The 16,407-nt window shown below is 71.5% G+C and carries 15 protein-coding genes and 1 other RNA gene; 13 read left to right on the top strand and 3 right to left on the bottom strand.

What is annotated here, in order from left to right; all coding sequences use genetic code 11:
* The first annotated feature begins 5 nt into the window (after positions 1-5).
* From M3185_RS02255 to M3185_RS02230, 6 genes are all read left to right on the top strand, one after another.
* Positions 6-413 (top strand): hypothetical protein, encoded by a 408-nt coding sequence (locus tag M3185_RS02255; RefSeq protein WP_251332038.1) that lies wholly within the window; start codon positions 6-8, stop codon positions 411-413.
* A gap of 111 nt (positions 414-524) precedes the next feature.
* Positions 525-1,703 (top strand): glycosyltransferase family 4 protein, encoded by a 1,179-nt coding sequence (locus tag M3185_RS02250; protein ID WP_251332037.1) that lies wholly within the window; start codon positions 525-527, stop codon positions 1,701-1,703.
* 105 nt (positions 1,704-1,808) lie between these two features.
* A complete protein-coding gene (glf, locus tag M3185_RS02245) occupies positions 1,809-2,996 on the top strand; it encodes a UDP-galactopyranose mutase (RefSeq protein WP_251332036.1) in 1,188 nt (395 codons plus the stop codon).
* Entirely contained in the window at positions 2,993-4,996 is a 2,004-nt protein-coding gene (locus M3185_RS02240; protein WP_251332035.1) for a glycosyltransferase, read from the top strand. The genes glf and M3185_RS02240 overlap by 4 nt, the downstream gene beginning before the upstream one ends.
* Positions 4,996-5,856, top strand: a complete 861-nt coding sequence (locus tag M3185_RS02235) for an ABC transporter permease (RefSeq protein WP_251332034.1) — start codon at positions 4,996-4,998, stop codon at positions 5,854-5,856. Before M3185_RS02240 ends, M3185_RS02235 begins: the two co-directional genes overlap by 1 nt.
* Before the next feature lie 2 nt (positions 5,857-5,858).
* Positions 5,859-6,638, top strand: a complete 780-nt coding sequence (locus M3185_RS02230; protein WP_251332033.1) for an ABC transporter ATP-binding protein — start codon at positions 5,859-5,861, stop codon at positions 6,636-6,638.
* A gap of 81 nt (positions 6,639-6,719) precedes the next feature.
* Here M3185_RS02230 and M3185_RS02225 read toward each other — a convergent pair whose 3' ends face one another.
* The gene (locus M3185_RS02225; protein WP_251332032.1) at positions 6,720-8,774 is read right to left on the bottom strand and encodes a DUF6541 family protein; all 2,055 of its coding nucleotides are present in this window, start codon (positions 8,772-8,774) and stop codon (positions 6,720-6,722) included.
* 141 nt (positions 8,775-8,915) lie between these two features.
* Between M3185_RS02225 and M3185_RS02220 the strand changes: the two genes are divergently transcribed.
* The 3 genes from M3185_RS02220 (at position 8,916) to M3185_RS02210 (ending at position 10,476) form a co-directional block, all read left to right on the top strand.
* Positions 8,916-9,581 carry a glycosyltransferase family 2 protein gene (locus M3185_RS02220; RefSeq protein WP_251332031.1) on the top strand — a complete coding sequence of 222 codons (666 nt, stop codon included), beginning with the start codon at positions 8,916-8,918 and terminating at the stop codon, positions 9,579-9,581.
* A 55-nt stretch (positions 9,582-9,636) separates the two neighbouring features.
* Entirely contained in the window at positions 9,637-10,053 is a 417-nt protein-coding gene (locus M3185_RS02215; protein WP_251332030.1) for a DUF2304 domain-containing protein, read from the top strand.
* A 240-nt stretch (positions 10,054-10,293) separates the two neighbouring features.
* Positions 10,294-10,476, top strand: a complete 183-nt coding sequence (locus tag M3185_RS02210) for a hypothetical protein (protein ID WP_251332085.1) — start codon at positions 10,294-10,296, stop codon at positions 10,474-10,476.
* Positions 10,477-10,516: 40 nt separating this feature from the next.
* Here the strand turns inward: M3185_RS02210 and M3185_RS02205 are convergent, their stop codons facing one another.
* Positions 10,517-11,683, bottom strand: a complete 1,167-nt coding sequence (locus tag M3185_RS02205) for a glucose-1-phosphate adenylyltransferase family protein (RefSeq protein WP_251332082.1) — start codon at positions 11,681-11,683, stop codon at positions 10,517-10,519.
* 88 nt (positions 11,684-11,771) lie between these two features.
* Here M3185_RS02205 and prfB point away from each other — a divergent pair, with 88 nt between their 5' ends.
* Positions 11,772-12,893: a peptide chain release factor 2 gene (gene prfB / locus M3185_RS02200; protein ID WP_251332029.1), complete on the top strand. Its 1,122-nt coding sequence runs from the start codon at positions 11,772-11,774 to the stop codon at positions 12,891-12,893.
* Positions 12,894-12,975: 82 nt separating this feature from the next.
* Here the strand turns inward: prfB and M3185_RS02195 are convergent, their stop codons facing one another.
* On the bottom strand, positions 12,976-14,223 hold the full coding sequence (locus M3185_RS02195; protein ID WP_251332028.1) for a polysaccharide pyruvyl transferase family protein: 1,248 nt from the start codon (positions 14,221-14,223) through the stop codon (positions 12,976-12,978).
* 207 nt (positions 14,224-14,430) lie between these two features.
* Between M3185_RS02195 and smpB the strand changes: the two genes are divergently transcribed.
* From smpB to M3185_RS17040, 3 genes are all read left to right on the top strand, one after another.
* Positions 14,431-14,907 (top strand): SsrA-binding protein SmpB, encoded by a 477-nt coding sequence (gene smpB / locus M3185_RS02190; protein ID WP_251332027.1) that lies wholly within the window; start codon positions 14,431-14,433, stop codon positions 14,905-14,907.
* An 89-nt stretch (positions 14,908-14,996) separates the two neighbouring features.
* Positions 14,997-15,365: a transfer-messenger RNA gene (gene ssrA, locus M3185_RS02185) on the top strand.
* A gap of 189 nt (positions 15,366-15,554) precedes the next feature.
* The gene (locus tag M3185_RS17040; RefSeq protein ID WP_285859318.1) at positions 15,555-16,376 is read left to right on the top strand and encodes a DUF4190 domain-containing protein; all 822 of its coding nucleotides are present in this window, start codon (positions 15,555-15,557) and stop codon (positions 16,374-16,376) included.
* Positions 16,377-16,407: the final 31 nt, after the last annotated feature.

The raw sequence follows: 16,407 nt of genomic DNA, 5'->3' as shown, positions 1-16,407 counted from the left end.
TCGCCATGGCCCCCGCACACCCGTCCGACCGCGCCGACCGACCCCGGGAGGTCGCCCTCCTGGCCGGCGTCGTCCTGCTGGAGGCTCTCGCGATGGCCGGGGTGGCCCTGCGGCTGCTGTGGAGCCTGCTGTTCGAGCAGCCCCTGACCGTGGGCGGCACGGTGTTCCTCGTGGCGGTCTTCCTCGGCGGCGCCCTGTGGCAGCTGCGCGTGGGCCGGGGCCTGTGGCGCGGCTTCCGCTGGCCGCGCGCCGCCGCGCTCGTCGTCCAGCTGTTCCTGCTCGTCCTCGGCTTCCCCCTGCTGCAGGCCGGGCAGTGGCCGGCCGGCCTGGCGCTGGCCGTGCCGGCGGTCGTGGTCCTCGTGCTGTTGTTCCGCCCGGCCGTGCTCGCCTGGACCAGCCGCACCGTCCGGTAGTCCCTCGCGCCCTGCGGGTCGGGACGGCCGGGGCGGGGCAGTACAGTTGAACCGCCCGCCCCCGGCCGGTCCTGCCCCCGTCCCGTCGAGAGCCTCCGAACAGGTGGTCCCGTGCCTTCCCGTCGCATCGTCATCGTCAGCCGCATCTTCGCCCCCGAGCCGGCCGCCGCGTCCTTCCGGCTGCGCGCCCTCGCCCGGGGGCTCACCGAGCGCGGCGCCGACGTCACCGTCCTCACCACCCGCCCGCCCGCGTCGACGCCGATCGAGCCCGAGCCGTACCCGGTCAGGCGGTGGCCCGTGCTGCGGGACCGCTTCGACTACGTGCGCGGGATCGTCCAGTACCTCAGCTTCGACGTCCCCGTGTTCTTCCGTCTGCTGGCCACCCGCACGGACCTCGTCGTCAGCGAGCCGCCCCCCACCACGGGCATGGCCGTGCTCGCCTCCTCGTGGCTGCGGGGCCGGCCCTACGTCTGGTACGCCCCCGACATCTGGACCACCGCCGCCGACAAGATGGACGTCTCCCCGGTGGTGAAGAAGAGCATGCGGCTGATGGAGACCCTCGCCGCCCGCCGCGCCGCCGGGGTGCTCACCGTCTCCGAGGCCATGGGCCGGGAGCTGCAGGACGTCACCGGCGTCGGCTGGGACAAGGTCCTGGTCGCGGAGAACGGCATCGACACCGACGTCTTCCGCCCCGACGGGCCCGTGGCCGACCCCGGTGCCCCCTACTTCGTCTACGCCGGGTCGATGTCCGAGTGGCAGGGCGCCGACGTGTTCGTCCGCGCGATGCCCAAGGTCCTGGCCGCGCACCCGGACGCGCAGCTGCGCTTCTTCGGCCGCGGCTCCGACATCGAGCGGGTCGAGGAGATCGCCCGCCGGCTCGCCCCCGGCCACGTGCTCTTCGAAGGGCTGCGTCCCGCCGCGGAGACCGCCGAGTGGACCCGCGGCGCCGTCGCCGCCCTGGGGTCCGTCATCCCGGACAACGGCTACGACTTCACGAAGCCCACCAAGATCTACGCCGCCGCCGCCTGCGGGACGCCGGTCGTCTACGCGGGCGCGGGCGTCGCCGCCGAGCTCGTCCTCGACAACGGTCTCGGCGCGGCGGTCGCGCACGACCCCGACGCCGTGGCCGACGCCATGATCGCCGCCCTCGACCGCCGCAGCGACCCCGCGCGCGCCGCGGAGAACGAGCGGCTGCGCCGCGAGCGCGCCGGATGGGCCGCCGAGCACGCCTCCCTGGCGGCCTCCGGCCGCCTCGCCGCCGACTGGCTGCTTCAGGGCTTCCCCGACTGATCAGGTACTTTGGTACGCAGCGCACGCCCGGTGCGCTGCGTGCCGCCCCCCGCGCCCGGCCGACCGCCGGGACGTCCCACGACACCCAATGTCAGGAGTTTGCCCGTGAACGCAGATCTCGTCGTCGTCGGGTCGGGCCTCTTCGGCCTGACCGTGGCCGAGAGGGCCGCCCGCGAGCTGGACCTCAACGTGGCCATCATCGACCGGAGGTCCCACCTCGGCGGCAACGCCTACTCCGAGAAGGAGGAGCGCACCGGGATCGAAGTGCACCGCTACGGGGCCCACCTGTTCCACACCTCCAACGAGCGGGTCTGGGACTACGTCAACCGCTTCACGGCCTTCACGGACTACGTGCACCGCGTGTACACGCGGCACAACGGCGAGGTCTTCCCCATGCCGATCAACCTCGGCACCGTCAACCAGTTCTTCCGCGCGGCGTACTCGCCGTCGGAGGCCCGGGCCCTGATCCAGGAGCAGGCCGGGGAGCTCGCGGGGACGGACCCGCAGAACCTCAACGACAAGGGGATCCAGCTCATCGGCCGCCCCCTCTACGAGGCCTTCATCAAGCACTACACCGGCAAGCAGTGGCAGACGGACCCCAAGGACCTGCCCGCCTCGATCATCTCGCGGCTGCCCGTGCGCTACACCTACGACAACCGGTACTTCAACGACAAGTACGAAGGTCTCCCGGTGGACGGCTACACCGCGTGGCTCGAGCGCATGGCGGACCACCCGAAGATCGACGTCCGGCTGGACACCGACTTCTTCGACGACGGCCACGACTACTCCCGCTCGGCCGTGCTGGGCCAGGTCCCGGTGGTCTACACCGGTCCCGTGGACCGCTACTTCGACTACGCCGAGGGCGACCTCTCGTGGCGGACCATCGACCTCGAGGAGGAGGTCCTGCCGATCGAGGACTTCCAGGGCACCCCGGTGATGAACTACCCGGACCCCGACGTCCCCTTCACCCGGATCCACGAGTTCCGCCACTTCCACCCGGAGCGCGACTACACCAAGGACGCCACGGTGATCATGCGGGAGTTCTCGCGCTTCGCCGAGAAGGGCGACGAGCCGTACTACCCGGTCAACACCTCCGTGGACCGCGAGAAGCTGCTCAAGTACCGCGACCTCGCCCGCGGCGAGGACAACGTCCTGTTCGGCGGGCGCCTGGGCACGTACAAGTACCTCGACATGCACATGGCCATCGGCGCGGCCCTGTCCATGGTCGACAACAAGATCAAGCCCCACTTCACCAGCGGGGCCACCATCGAGAGCGGGGGAGTGGACGCGTGACCGCGACGACCCAGGACACCGACCGGACCGGCACCGAGGACATCACCTACCGGGTGCTGCAGGAGCTCGTCTTCCCGGCCAAGGACCGGCTGCCCACCCAGCCCCTCTACATGGACACCCGGGCCGACACCGGCACGGCCGTCCAGCCCGAGGACGCCCCCCAGCGGGAGCGGCAGATCGTGGTGAACGTGGCCTCCGAGCCCAGCGCCACGGACTCCCTGACCATCCTCGGGCGGCGCTCCCTGCGCGTGCACGCCCGCAACACGGTTTCCTTCGCGACCTACTTCAACGCGTTCCCGGCCAGCTACTGGCGGCACAACACCCACCTGCGCGAGGTCGTGCTGCGCGTGCGCACCTCCGGGCGCGGCACCGTGAGCGTCTACAGCTCCAACGCCCGCGGCGAGTCCGTGCCCGTGTCCGTGCACGAGGTCTCCGGCGACGAGCACGTGACCGAGGCGGTCCTGTCCCTGAAGGCCTTCGCCGACGGCGGCTGGTACTGGTTCGACCTCGCGGCGGCGGACGAGGGCCTCGTCCTGCAGGGCGCGCAGTGGCTGGGCGACGGCGCCGGCACCTCGGAGGGCTCCGTGACCCTCCAGATCACCACGATGAACAAGCCGTCCTACTGCCTGCGCAACGCACGGCTGCTCGTCGAGCAGCAGGAGCACCTGCCGCAGGTCGCCGAGGTCGTCATCGTCGACCAGGGCAACCAGAAGGTCGTCGAGGAGCCCGGCTTCCGCGAGGTGCAGGAGCGCTTCGGCGAGCGCCTGCGCGTGCTCGACCAGGCCAACCTCGGCGGCGCGGGCGGCTTCGCGCGCGGGATGTACGAGGCGGTCAAGGCGGACAGCACCTACGTGCTGCTGATGGACGACGACGTCGAGATCGAGCCCGAGGCCGTGCGCCGCGTCAGCGTGTTCGCGGACTACTGCAAGCGGCCCACCCTCGTGGGCGGGCACATGATCGACCTGCTCAACCCCACGAAGATCCACAACTTCGGCGAGGCCATGGACCCGTACAGCTTCCAGTACGGCCCCGCCGGGGACGGCGTGGAGATCGGCCACGACTTCCGCCACAGCAACCTGCGCGCCACGCCGTGGATGCACCGCCGGATCGAGGTGGACTACAACGCGTGGTGGATGTGCCTGATCCCCACCGCCGTGATCCGCGAGATCGGCCTGGCCCTGCCGGTGTTCATCAAGTGGGACGACGTGGAGTACGGCATCCGCGCGAAGGCCGCCGGCTACCGCACGGTCTCCCTGCCCGGCGTCGCCGTGTGGCACCTCGCCTGGGCGGACAAGGACGACACCATCAGCTGGCAGGCGTACTTCCACAAGCGCAACCAGCTGGTCGCGGCCCTGCTGCACTCGCCGTTCGACCGCGGCGGGGAGGTGCTTGGGCGCAACGGGATCAAGGACCTGCGCCACGTGCTGTCCATGCAGTACTTCGCCGAGGAGGCCCGCGTGCTGGCGCTCCGGGACGTCCTGGCCGGCCCCGAGGCCCTGCACGAGCTGCTGCCGCAGCGCATCCGCGACGTGCGCAGGCTCATGACCCAGCACTCCGACGCCGTCTACGAGCCGGACCTGGACGCCTACCCCCAGGTCGCGGCGACCAAGCCGGTGCGGGCGAAGCGGATGAGCTCCCCGCACGGGCTGAAGATCCTCACCTCCGCCGCCACCGCCGTGGTGCGCCACCTGGCCGTGGCGCCCAAGGAGCAGGCCGGGCAGCACCCCGAGGTGCACCTGCCCTACCAGGACGCCCGCTGGTGGCGGCTCACCCGCTACGACAGCGCCCTGGTCACCGCGTCGGACGGCACCGGCTACACCTGGTACAAGCGCTCCCCCAAGGAGGCCCGCGCCCTGCTCGCCGAGTCCGTGCGGCTGCACGCCCATCTGGCCCTGCGCTGGCCGGAGCTCTCGCGACGCTACCGGGAGGCGATGCCCGACATCACCTCCATGGCGGCGTGGGAGGCCACCTTCCGCGAGCACTCGGAGATCGGCGCCTGATGGCCTCTGCCACCGTGGTCCGCGCCCCGTCCCCCGGGACGGGGCTGCCGGCGGTGTTCCGCCAGCGCTACCTCCTGAAGCTGCTCGTCGACAAGGAGCTGCAGATCCGCTACCGGGGCACGGTCCTGGGGCTGCTGTGGTCCTACGTCAAGCCCGGCATCCAGTTCGTGGTGTTCTACGTGGCCCTCGGCATCTTCCTGGGCCTGGAGCGGGGGATGCAGAACTACGCCGTCTACCTGTTCTCCGGCATCATCCTGATCAACTTCTTCTCGGAGGCCTTCGGCAACGCCGCCCGCTCGGTCGTGGCCAACGCGAGCCTGATCAAGAAGATCTACCTGCCGCGGCAGATGTTCCCCGTGTCCTCGGTGTGGGTCGCCGCCGTGCACCTGCTGCCGCAGCTCGTGGTGATGCTGCTCGCCTGCCTGGTCGTGGGCTGGTCGCCCACGTGGATCTCCGTGCTGGCGATCCCGGCGGCGCTGCTGATCGTGGGCCTGCTGGCCACCGGCCTCGGGCTGCTCTTCGGCGCGGCCAACGTCTTCTTCCGGGACGCCGAGAACTTCGTGGACCTCATCATCATGGTCAGCACCTGGTCCGCCCCGGTGCTCTACGCCTGGACCATGGTCCGCGACGTGCTGGGGCCGGTGTGGTTCGCCGGGTTCATGCTCAACCCCCTCACGGTCGCGGTCGAGCTCTCCCACGCCGCGTTCTGGCTGCCCACCACCACCCCCGGCGCCCATGAGGTCCCGCCGCACCTGTTCTCCCAGTGGACACCCGTGGCCCTGCTGGTGGTCACCGTCCTCATGGTCCTGGGCGACTGGTCGTTCCGCCGCCTCGAGGGCCGATTCGCCCAGGAGCTGTGACGATGAGTCCGCAATCCGTGCCCGGCCCCGCCGGGACCCCCGGCACGCCCGCCGTCGTGGCGGAGCACCTGGCCAAGGAGTTCTCGCTGCGCCACGCCCGCTCCTTGAAGGAGACGGTGATGTGGCTGGCGAAGGGCCGCCGCCAGGACATCTCCAACCGCTTCCGCGCGCTGGAGGACCTCAGCGTGCGCATCGAGCCAGGGGAGAGCGTCGCGCTCGTGGGGCTCAACGGCTCCGGCAAGTCGACGTTCCTCAAGCTGATCTCCGGCGTCATGAGCCCCGACGGCGGCACCCTCGAGGTCAACGGCCGCGTGGCCGGGCTGATCGAGGTCGGCGCCGGCTTCCACCCCGACCTCACCGGCCGGGACAACGTCTACCTCAACGGGGCGATCCTCGGCATGACCAAGGAGGAGATCGACGAGAAGTTCGACCAGATCGTCGCCTTCTCGGAGATCGAGCAGTTCATCGACACCGAGGTGAAGTTCTACTCCTCGGGCATGTACCTGCGCCTGGCCTTCGCCGTGGCCGTCTTCACGGACCCCGACATCTTCATCATCGACGAGATCCTCTCGGTGGGCGACGAGCCGTTCCAGCGCAAGAGCCTGGGGCGGGTGCGGGAGCTGTCCGAGGAGGGCAAGACCCTGCTGGTCGTCAGCCACGACTTCGACGTGGTGCGCAAGGTCTGCGCGCGCGGGGTGTGGATCGAGCACGGCCGCGTCCGCAGCGACGGACCCATCGACGAGGTCATCGAGCAGTTCCGCGCGTCCGAGAACGCCGGGTGACCGCTTCCGCTCCCGACGCGAACGGGCCGTCCACCTTCCGGAAGGTGGACGGCCCGTTCGCGTCGGCGCCGGTGTGCCGCCTCAGGGGGCGTCGCAGCCGACGACTTCGTACAGGGCGGCCGCCCCGCTCCGCTCGACCAGCGCCAGGTTGGTGTCCACGGCCGGGTCCACGGCATTGACGCCGGTGTACTCCAGGGCCGGGGGAGCGTCGGGGATGATGAACTGGGTGCCGAAGTCCAGGACCCAACGGACGTCGAGCTCCTCTGCGGCCTCGCACGCCGGGCTGCCCGGCAGGGCGTCGTCGATGTCCTTCACGACCGTCGCCACGGCACCCTCCGGCTCGCCGATGTGGTACTCCGTCACGGCCCGCTGGCTGGCCGCGAAGGCCAGCGCCCCGCCGTTCCAGGGGTTCACCGCGATGACGTCCTCGGGGTCCGTGAGCTCGTCCAGCTGCTGGAGGAGCTGGTACTCGTCACGGGTCAGCATGTTCTCGGGCCCCTCCCACGCGTAGTACTTCTTGCCCCACCGGGTCGCCTGCGTCAGGGAGTCCATCTGGGACAGCGGCACCACGAGGGCGGCCACCACGAGGGCCGCCACGGGGTACGCAGCGCTCAGTCCCGTCCGCCGTCGTCCGGCGAACGCGAACAGGTCGGCGAGGCCGGTCGCCGCCGCACCCGCGACGTGGGCCGCGCCGAAGGCGGCGAGGGGCACCGCCGTGAGCGGGAGGGTGGCCGCCAGCCGGTAGGAGTCGACGTACCAGCCGCCGGCCAGCCACTCGCGCCACGGGCCCTCCTCGCCCCCGGCGGCGACGGCGAACAGGAGCACGAGCATGAGGTGCGCCAGCACGAGCCAGCGCAGCCTCCGCCGGGTGATCGCGGCGTAGACCCCAGCGGCGGTCAACACCACGAGCACCCAGGGGACGTCCTCGCGGCCGTTCGTGGTGTACATGAGGGCCTCGCCCACGCCACGACCGAAGCTCGTGAACGGATCCCAGGCGCGATGGGTGGTCAGGGTGTTCCACAGGAGCAGCCACGCAGTGACGGCGACGACCGCAACGGACACGAGACCGAGCACGGGGCGGCGGCGGCGGGCCCTCGCGCTTGCCCGCAGTCCCTGCCACCAGGCCGTGGTCGCGAGGGGAACGGCGACCACGAGCAGGGCCAGGAAGGCGTTCGGCTGGGCGACGAACAGGGCTCCCAGGGTGACCACGAAGCTGACGGCCAGCCGGATCCGACCGGACAGGTCCTGGGCGCGAGCCGTCCGGTCGGCGGTCACCCCGGGCCCGAGCATCCGCACGAGCAGTCCCAGGGACACGGGCAGGATCGCCAGGGACAGCAGGTTGGGGAACAGCGGACCCCAGGCCATCAGTCCCAACGGGAACGCACTGAAGCCGGCACTGGCCGCGCCGGCGGCCACGGCCGCCACGGGGGAACGGCCGACGAGACAACGGACGAGGAAGATGCACGAGGCGGGCCAGACGACCCCCGCGACGGCGAGCAGGGTCAGGTTGTGCGCGACGAAGACGCTGTCGCCGGTCAGCGGCACCAGGAGGGACGCGAGCTGGTGCCACGCCGCGGGGTAGACGGCGATCGCACGGTCCGGGTCCACCATCCGGTTCAGCGTCAGGGTCGAGCCGCTGCCCGTCTCCACGACCCAGCGGATGGCATTGAGGTGGAAGATGTTGTCCCAGCGCTGCGCCATCGCCTCGGGGGTGCCGATGACGGAGGCGATGCGGCGCAGCAGGAGCACGGCCCCGACCGCGAGGCCCGCCGCGGCGCCCGCGGGGAAGAGCCAACGGCGGTCGTCGCTGAAGCGTGCCTCGGCGTCCCGCGGCTCGTCCGCCGCGGTGCGCTCCTCCGGCGCGTGGCCTCCGCGGGGGACGAACCGGCCCGCGAGCCACGCCAGCAGCGCCAGCACCGTCGCCGAGACGGCCTGGGACAGCGAGCTGTAGCGGATCCCCACCAGGTCCAGGACCACGCCCGTGAGGCCGACGACGGCGACGCTGAAGGCTGGAGCCGTCAGGAGGATCCGGCCGCCGCGCTGGCCGAAGGCCCACAGCAGGGCCAGGCCGGGCAGCCAGAGCCACGCCAGGAGGACCAGGAACGCAGGGAGGTACGGCCACCAGTCCGTCAGCACGTCGGTCCTGCAGGTGTCGTCATGCGTGCGGGCACGGTCTCGTCCTCGGGAATGGGGGGAAGGGTCGGATCGATTATAGGGGTCACCGCGGCCCGGACCGGCTCGGCCTGGGGGCCCGGCGCGCTGTGCGAGAATGTCGTGGTGAATCGCGTGTGGATCGTCATGCCCGTGTACAACGAGGCGGCCGTCGTGGGAGAGGTGCTGAAGGAGCTGCGGCGGACCTTCCCGCACGTCGTCTGCGTCGACGACGGCTCCTCCGACGACTCCGCGCGCATCTGCGCCGAGGCCGGTGCCGTCGTCGTGCAGCACCCCATCAACCTGGGCCAGGGCGCGGCCCTGCAGACGGGCTTCGAGTACGCCCTGCAGGACCCGCAGATGGACTGCGTGGTGACCTTCGACTCCGACGGCCAGCACCGCGTCGTCGACGCCTGGGACATGGTGCAGCGGATCCGCTCGGGCGAGGCCGAGGTCGTGCTCGGCTCCCGTTTCCTCGACCGGCGCACCCAGGTCTCGACGCTCAAGCGCGTCGTGCTGCGCACGGCGGCGATGTTCTCCCGGCTGTCCACCGGCATGGACCTCTCCGACGCCCACAACGGGCTGCGGGCCATCGACCGGCGCACGCTGGGCCGGATCCGGCTCACCCAGAACCGGATGGCGCACGCCTCCGAGATCGTCAACCAGCTCGCCGACATCCGCCCGCGCTGGGTCGAGCACCCCGTGGAGATCATCTACACGGACTACTCGCGCTCCAAGGGCCAGTCCCTGCTCAACGGCGTGAACATCCTCGCCGAGCTGTTCGTCAAGTAGTTCCGTCCCGCCGTTCCCGCCCGCCGTTCCACAGACCCCAGGGGAGACCCGACCGATGCTCTACGCCGTCCAGATCCTGCTGGTCCTCGCCGTCGGCTACGGCGCGCTCGCGCTCATCCGCGGCGGGGCCAACGCCAAGCACCAGGCGATCCGCCGGGTCGTCGGCCTGAGCTTCTTCATCTTCGCGGCGCTGTCCATCTTCTTCCCGGACCTGCTCACGGCCGTGGCGCAGTTCTTCGGCATCGGCCGCGGCACGGACCTGGTGCTCTACGGGTTCGTGGTGGTCTTCATGATCACCCAGGCCACCTCCGCCCTGAGGCACCGGCAGCAGGAGGTCAACGTGACCCGCCTGGCCCGGCACATCGCGGTCACCGAGGCGGAGAAGCCGTGGGCGCCGGCCCCCGAGCACGCGGACCGCGCGTCCGTGCGCGACTTCCGGGCGGCCTCCCCGGAGCAGCGCCCCGCCGGCTGAGCACCGCCAGCTCCGTGCGGGCCGTCCGGGTCGCTCCGGACGGCCCTTTTCATGCTTTCACATCCTGTGACGGAATTGTTATTCGCTGAAGCGAACAACGCCGCGGGTCGGGCCCGGCGGTCCACAGGAGGCGTCCCAGGGACTGCCGACGCCCCGCCCGACCCGTCCATCTTCCTGTCCATGCGCTCCGGGGGGAGCGTGGCCGGCGCGCCCGCGCGCCGGGACGGCACAGGGGGACCCATGACGGCGCTGCTCTCCGCGGACGCGCTCGGGCTGCTGGGCGCGCTCACCGGCAACCCGGACGGCCGCACCGCGGAGGTGACGCTGCACGCCGTCGTCCACCCGCCGGTGGTGAGCCTGCTGGTGCCCGACGGCGTCCCCGTCTCGGCCACGAGCGAGGCCCGGGCCCGACTGGGCCGGTGACGTCGTGTCCCGGCCCCGGCGGGCGCGGGCGGGTCCTGGGTCAGGGGACGAAGCCCTGCGGCAGCGCCGCGCTGAACTCGAACTCCTCCGTGGTGGACACCGCGCCGGTATCGTCGATCAGGGTGACGCCGGCCTCCGTCCCGTGCCGGCCCGCGGTGATCCGCGCACCCACGTCCGCGACGACGTTGTCCAGAGTCACGCCGGCGGCCACGTGCACGCCGTCGAGGAGCACCGAGTTGCGCACCGTCGCGCCCTGCTCGACCACCACCTGCGGGCCCAGCACCGAGTGCTCCACGGTCCCGCGCACCACGGAGCCGGCGGCGACCATCGAGTGGCGGATGTCCGCGGAGCCCGCCACCCGGGCCGGCACGAGCTGCGGCTGGGCGGAGAGGATCGGCCAGTCCGGGTCGTCGAGCTCGGCGCCGTCGCCGTCGAGCAGCTGCATGTGGGCGGTCCAGTAGGACTGCAGGGTGCCCATGTCCATCCAGTACCCGTCCAGGCGGTGCTCCACCACGGTCCGGTGCCGCACGAACCAGGGCACCAGGTCGTTGCCGTAGTCCTCGAGCCGGCCCCGCTCCTCGTGCAGGGCCTCCAGCGCCTCCAGCAGCCGGTCCGCGCTGTAGAGGAACATCTCGCCCGTCACGAGGTGGCCGTCGGGCTCGTCCGGCTTGTAGTCGAAGCCGGTGACGCGCCCGTCGTCGCCGACCTGCACGACGCCGTAGCGGGAGGGATCCTCGTCCACGACCGTGGTCACCATGGTCAGGTCCGCGCCGCGCTGCAGGTGGGTGTCCACGACGTCGAGGAAGTTGAGGGTGTAGAGGTGGTCCGCGCTGAGCACCAGCACGAGGTCGGGACCGAACTCCCGGATGAGGTCCTTCTGCCGGTAGATGGAGTCGGCGTTGCCCTCGGCGAAGCCCTCCCCCTCGGCGCCCTCGTACGGGGGCAGCACCTGCAGCCCGCCGTGTGAGCGGTCCAGGTCCCACGGCCGGCCGTTGGCCAGGTGCTTGTTGAGGCTGTGCGGCAGGTACTGCTGGACCACCCACACGTCGGAGATGTGGGAGTGCATGAGGTTGGACATCGAGACGTCGATGAGCCGGTAGGTGCCCGCCACGGGCAGGGCCGGCTTGACCTTCTTCTCGGTCAGAGCGCCGAGGCGGGAGCCCTTGCCGCCGGCGAGGATCAGAGCCAGGATCCGAGGAATACGCATCATGCTTCCTTTCTCTCGGTCCCATCCTGCCAGAACCCCCGTCCCCGGCCCCAGGGCGATTTGCCCCCATGGGATAATCTTGATTCTTATGGCGTCCCTTGACTTCCCGGCCGAACTCTCCGCTCTCCGATCCACCTTCGCCTCCATCGAGGCGGTGACCGACGTCGACGCGCTCAAGAAGGACATCGCCGTCCTCTCCGAGCAGGCGCTCGCCCCGGACCTGTGGGACGACCCGGCCGCGGCGCAGAAGATCACCTCCCGCCTCTCCCACAAGCAGTCCGAGATCGACCGGCTCGGCAAGCTGCGCGGGCGCATCGACGACATCGAGGTGATGGTCCAGCTCGCCGACGAGGAGGACGACCCCGAGACCCTCGAGCTGGCCGTCGAGGAGCTGGCGTCGGTGAAGAAGGCCCTCTCCGAGCTCGAGATCCAGACCCTGCTGGCGGGGGAGTACGACGAGCGCGAGGCCGTCGTCACCATCCGCGCCGGCGCGGGCGGCGTGGACGCCGCCGACTTCGCCGAGATGCTCATGCGGATGTACCTGCGCTGGGCCGAGCGCCACGGCTACCCGACCGCCGTCCTCGACACCTCCTACGCGGAGGAGGCGGGGCTGAAGTCCGCGACGTTCGAGATCAAGGCCCCCTACGCCTTCGGCACCCTCTCCGTGGAGGCCGGCACCCACCGGCTCGTGCGCATCTCCCCGTTCGACAACCAGGGCCGGCGCCAGACCTCGTTCGCGGCCGTGGAAGTCATCCCGCTGATCGAGCAGGACGACTCGGTCGAGATCCCCGAGAACGAGATCAAGGTCGACGTCTTCCGCTCCTCCGGCCCCGGCGGGCAGTCGGTGAACACCACGGACTCGGCCGTGCGCATGACCCACCTGCCCACGGGCATCGTGGTGTCGATGCAGAACGAGAAGTCCCAGATCCAGAACCGTGCGGCCGCGCTGCGCGTGCTCCAGTCCCGCCTGCTGCTGCTGCGCCAGGAGGAGGAGAGCGCCAAGAAGAAGGAGCTGGCCGGCGACGTCAAGGCGTCCTGGGGCGACCAGATGCGCTCCTACGTCCTCAACCCGTACCAGATGGTCAAGGACCTGCGGACCAACCACGAGGAGGGCAACCCCTCCGCGATCTTCGACGGCGCGATCGACGGGTTCGTCGACGCCGGCATCCGCTGGCGCGCCGATCAGCGCCACGCCCCGGCCGACGCCTGACCCCGGGCCCGCCCGGGCCGCACCCCACGCCTGCACCGACCACGACGCCCGGCCGGATCCCCGGCCGGGCGTCGTGGTCGTCTCACCGGCGCAGGAACCGCGCGACCGAGCGGCCGGCCACCGACCGGGCCGGGGGCGCAGGGGCCGGCCCGGCAGGGGCCTCGACCGCCGGGTAGAGCTCCTGGGCCTCCCGCAGCTTCGTGCGGTGCAGCCGGGCGGCCGTGGCGGGGAACGACGGCGCTCCCGTCGCCGGGACGGTTCCGGTGCTGCCCGCCGGCGTGACGGACCAGCCCGTCCCGGCGTCCAGCAGGGACTGGTGCTTGACCCGGTAGTAGTCCGAGCTGACCTCCAGGGCCGTGCCCTCCGCCCCACAGGCGGCGGCCAGCAGGTGGAAGTGGAACCGCGAGGTGAGCCACGTCTGGCCCGCCCGGGCCGGGAAGCCCTCCTGCCACAGCCGGGTGAACGGGACGAAGTTCTCCTCGGGGATCAGGTCGCCCAGCCGCTCGAAGGCCACGCGGTCCACGCCCGGGATCGCCTCGAGGTAGCGCACGGTCCGGCCCGCGAGCTGCGGTCCCGTCAGCGCCGCGCGCACGGCCGCCACGGCGGCGTCGAGGACGCCCGGCTCGGTCATGTCGCTCTGGAGGCAGACCCACACGTCACCCTCGGCCGCCCGGCCGGTCGCGCCGCCGCCCTCCACCCCGGCGGAGCCCGCCACGGAGGGCAGGCCCAGGAACGCGTCGTCGGGCGCGCGCTCGGCCCCGGACAGCCGTGCGCTCGGGGCGTCCCGGACGCTCGCGTGGTCGAAGGCGCCCAGCGCGGCGCGGAGCCCCTCGGTGTCCGTGGCGGGGGCCAGGCCCAGTCCGGTGGCCGCCAGCCGGGCCCCGGTGAGCTCCTTGAGCCGCAGCGCGGCCCGCAGCAGACGGGCGTGGTGCGGCCAGACGGCGTTCAGGTAGCCGCCGCCGATGAGATGGACGGAGCCCGCCCGGCGGGCGCCGAGCAGTCCCAGGTCGTAGCGGGGGGAGCCCAGGGAGGTGACCACCCGGTCCACGTGGGCGTCGGCCTCGTCGTCGGCCATGTGCGTGGTCTCGAACACGAGCCGCCACAGGGTGTCGGTGGTGCGCAGCCGGGGGTGCAGGCCGTCGAACAGGTGGGAGGCCAGCCCCGGGCTGGGGCAGTCGAGCCAGACGTCGGCGTCGGGACGGGCCCGGGCCAGGAAGCGCAGCCACGAGGCGGCGATGAACTCGTCGCCGAAGTTCGGGTGTCCGCTCGTGCCGACGAGATACAGGGTCTCCGCGGCCGGCGTGCGCGCGGGGTGCAGGGAGTCGAGCATCCGTCCAGCGTAGCGGTCCGCCCGCGTGGCCTGCGGCGACGCCGGGGCCCCGCCGTCGTGTCGGCAGCGGACCGTGTGCCCGCCGCCGTCCCCGCCGCCGTCCCGCCCCGGGACGGCGGCGGGGTAGCGTAGGATGGTCGTCCTGCCGCGCCTCCCGGGGCGCGGCACGACGCCGCCGCATCCGCAACGCCCCGAAGGAGGTGGACCATGGCCAAGAAGGACACCGGCCGCCAGGTCATCGCGAACAACAAGAAGGCCCGGCACGACTACCACATCCTCGACACCTACGAGGCCGGCCTCGCCCTCATGGGCACCGAGGTGAAGTCCCTGCGCATGGGCCGGGCCTCCCTGGTGGACGGGTTCTGCCAGTTCACCAACGGCGAGCTGTGGCTGGAGGGCGTCCACATCCCCGAGTACCTCCAGGGCTCGTGGACGAACCACGCCGCGCGCCGCCGCCGGAAGCTGCTGCTCCACCGCGACGAGATGAACAAGATCGAGCAGAAGACCCGCGAGAGCGGCTTCACCATCGTGCCCCTGGCCATGTACTTCGTGGACGGCAAGCGGGTCAAGGTGGAGATCGCCGTCGCCAAGGGCAAGCGGGAGTACGACAAGCGCCAGGCCCTGCGGGAGCAGCAGGACAACCGCGAGGCGCAGCGGGCCATGCGGTACAAGAACCTGGGCTGAGCCGGGCGCCGCGCCCCCTTGCCGCCGGGTGTACCGTGCGGTACAGTGGTGTATCCCGCTGCGGCGGGAACTCATTGAAAAATGAATACGGGGATGATCGGTTTCGACGATGTGAGTTGAGACAGGGGAAGCGGGTCGAGGACGCAGAGTTATCTCGTGAACGCTCTCTGTAAAACAATAAGTGCCGAATCCAAGCGCACTGACTTCGCTCTCGCTGCCTAACTAAGCGACAGCAGTCTGTCAGCCCGGGTGTGCCTTCGCCCCGGGGACTGGCATCAGCTAGAGGGCCACTGCTCCAGCCGTACGTCGCGGACGTCTGGAGAACACCTACGCGACTGAGTCCGTCGGCCACGTGTCTGCACGAGGGCCGGGACTGAGAAAACGCAAAGCAGACTGCACCCGGAGAAGCCCTGACAATACTGCATCGGACGGGGGTTCAATTCCCCCCATCTCCACCACTGACGGACCGGGATCACCGCTCCCGGTCCGTGCCGTACGGACGACCCCGCCGGTAGCACCCGCTACCGGCGGGGTCGTCCGTCTGCCCGGGGGCCACGGGGCGGGGCCGCCCGGTGGATGCGCACGGTCCGGGCGGGCACGGTGTGACAAGCTGGAGGCGTACCGTCGACGACCGAAAGGGCAACGCCATGAGCCACAACGACAACACGCCAGACCGGAGCGGCACGGGTGCCGGCGGGTCGTCGAGCTTCGGTGGCCGTGACGAGCCCGAGTTCGGCCAGCGAACCGAGGGCGCCCCGTCCGGGCCGTCCTACGAGCCGCCGCGCTACGGCCAGGGATCGGCCGGCGACCAGTACCCCGCCCCCCAGTACGGCCAGGACCCGCAGGGCCAGTACGGTGCTCCGCAGCACGGCCAGGGGCACTACGGCCAGGGCCAGCAGGGCTACCCGCCCCAGCCCGCCGACCAGGGCCAGTACCCGGGCCAGTACGGCCAGAACCAGTACGGCCAGAACCAGCAGGGCTACCCGGGCCAGTACCCCGGCCAGCAGGGCTACCCGGGCCAGTACCCCGGCCAGCAGGGCTACCCGGGCCAGTACCCCGGCCAGCAGGGCTACCCCGGGCAGTACCCGGGCCAGTACGACATGGGCCAGTACGGTGCCCCCGCGCGGCCCGCGGGCACCGGCCTGGGCATCGCGGCCCTGGTGCTCGGCATCCTCGCGCTGCTGACGTGCTGGCTGTTCGGGCTGGGCTTCGTCCCCGGCCTCGTGGGGCTGGTCCTCGGCATCGTGGCGCTGCGCCGGATCGGGCGCACGGCCGGAGCGTCCAAGGCGGTGCCGATCATCGGCGTGGTCCTCAGCGTCCTGGGCATCCTCGCCAGCATCTTCTTCTTCTTCACCCTCATGTCGCTGATGGGCGAGGTCTTCGGCCCCTGCAGCCAGTACGCCAACGACCCCGCCGCCCTCGAGCAGTGCGTCAACGAGCAGATGGGTGTCAACGCCCTCGAGCAGTGACCCGCGGCCGGGCCGTTCCGGCCGGCGACGA

Source organism: Kocuria rosea (assembly GCF_023715525.1).
GTDB lineage: Bacteria > Actinomycetota > Actinomycetes > Actinomycetales > Micrococcaceae > Kocuria > Kocuria rosea_A.
The sequence above is the reverse complement of the archived record's forward strand: the minus strand, read 5'-3'. Positions and strand labels throughout refer to the sequence as shown.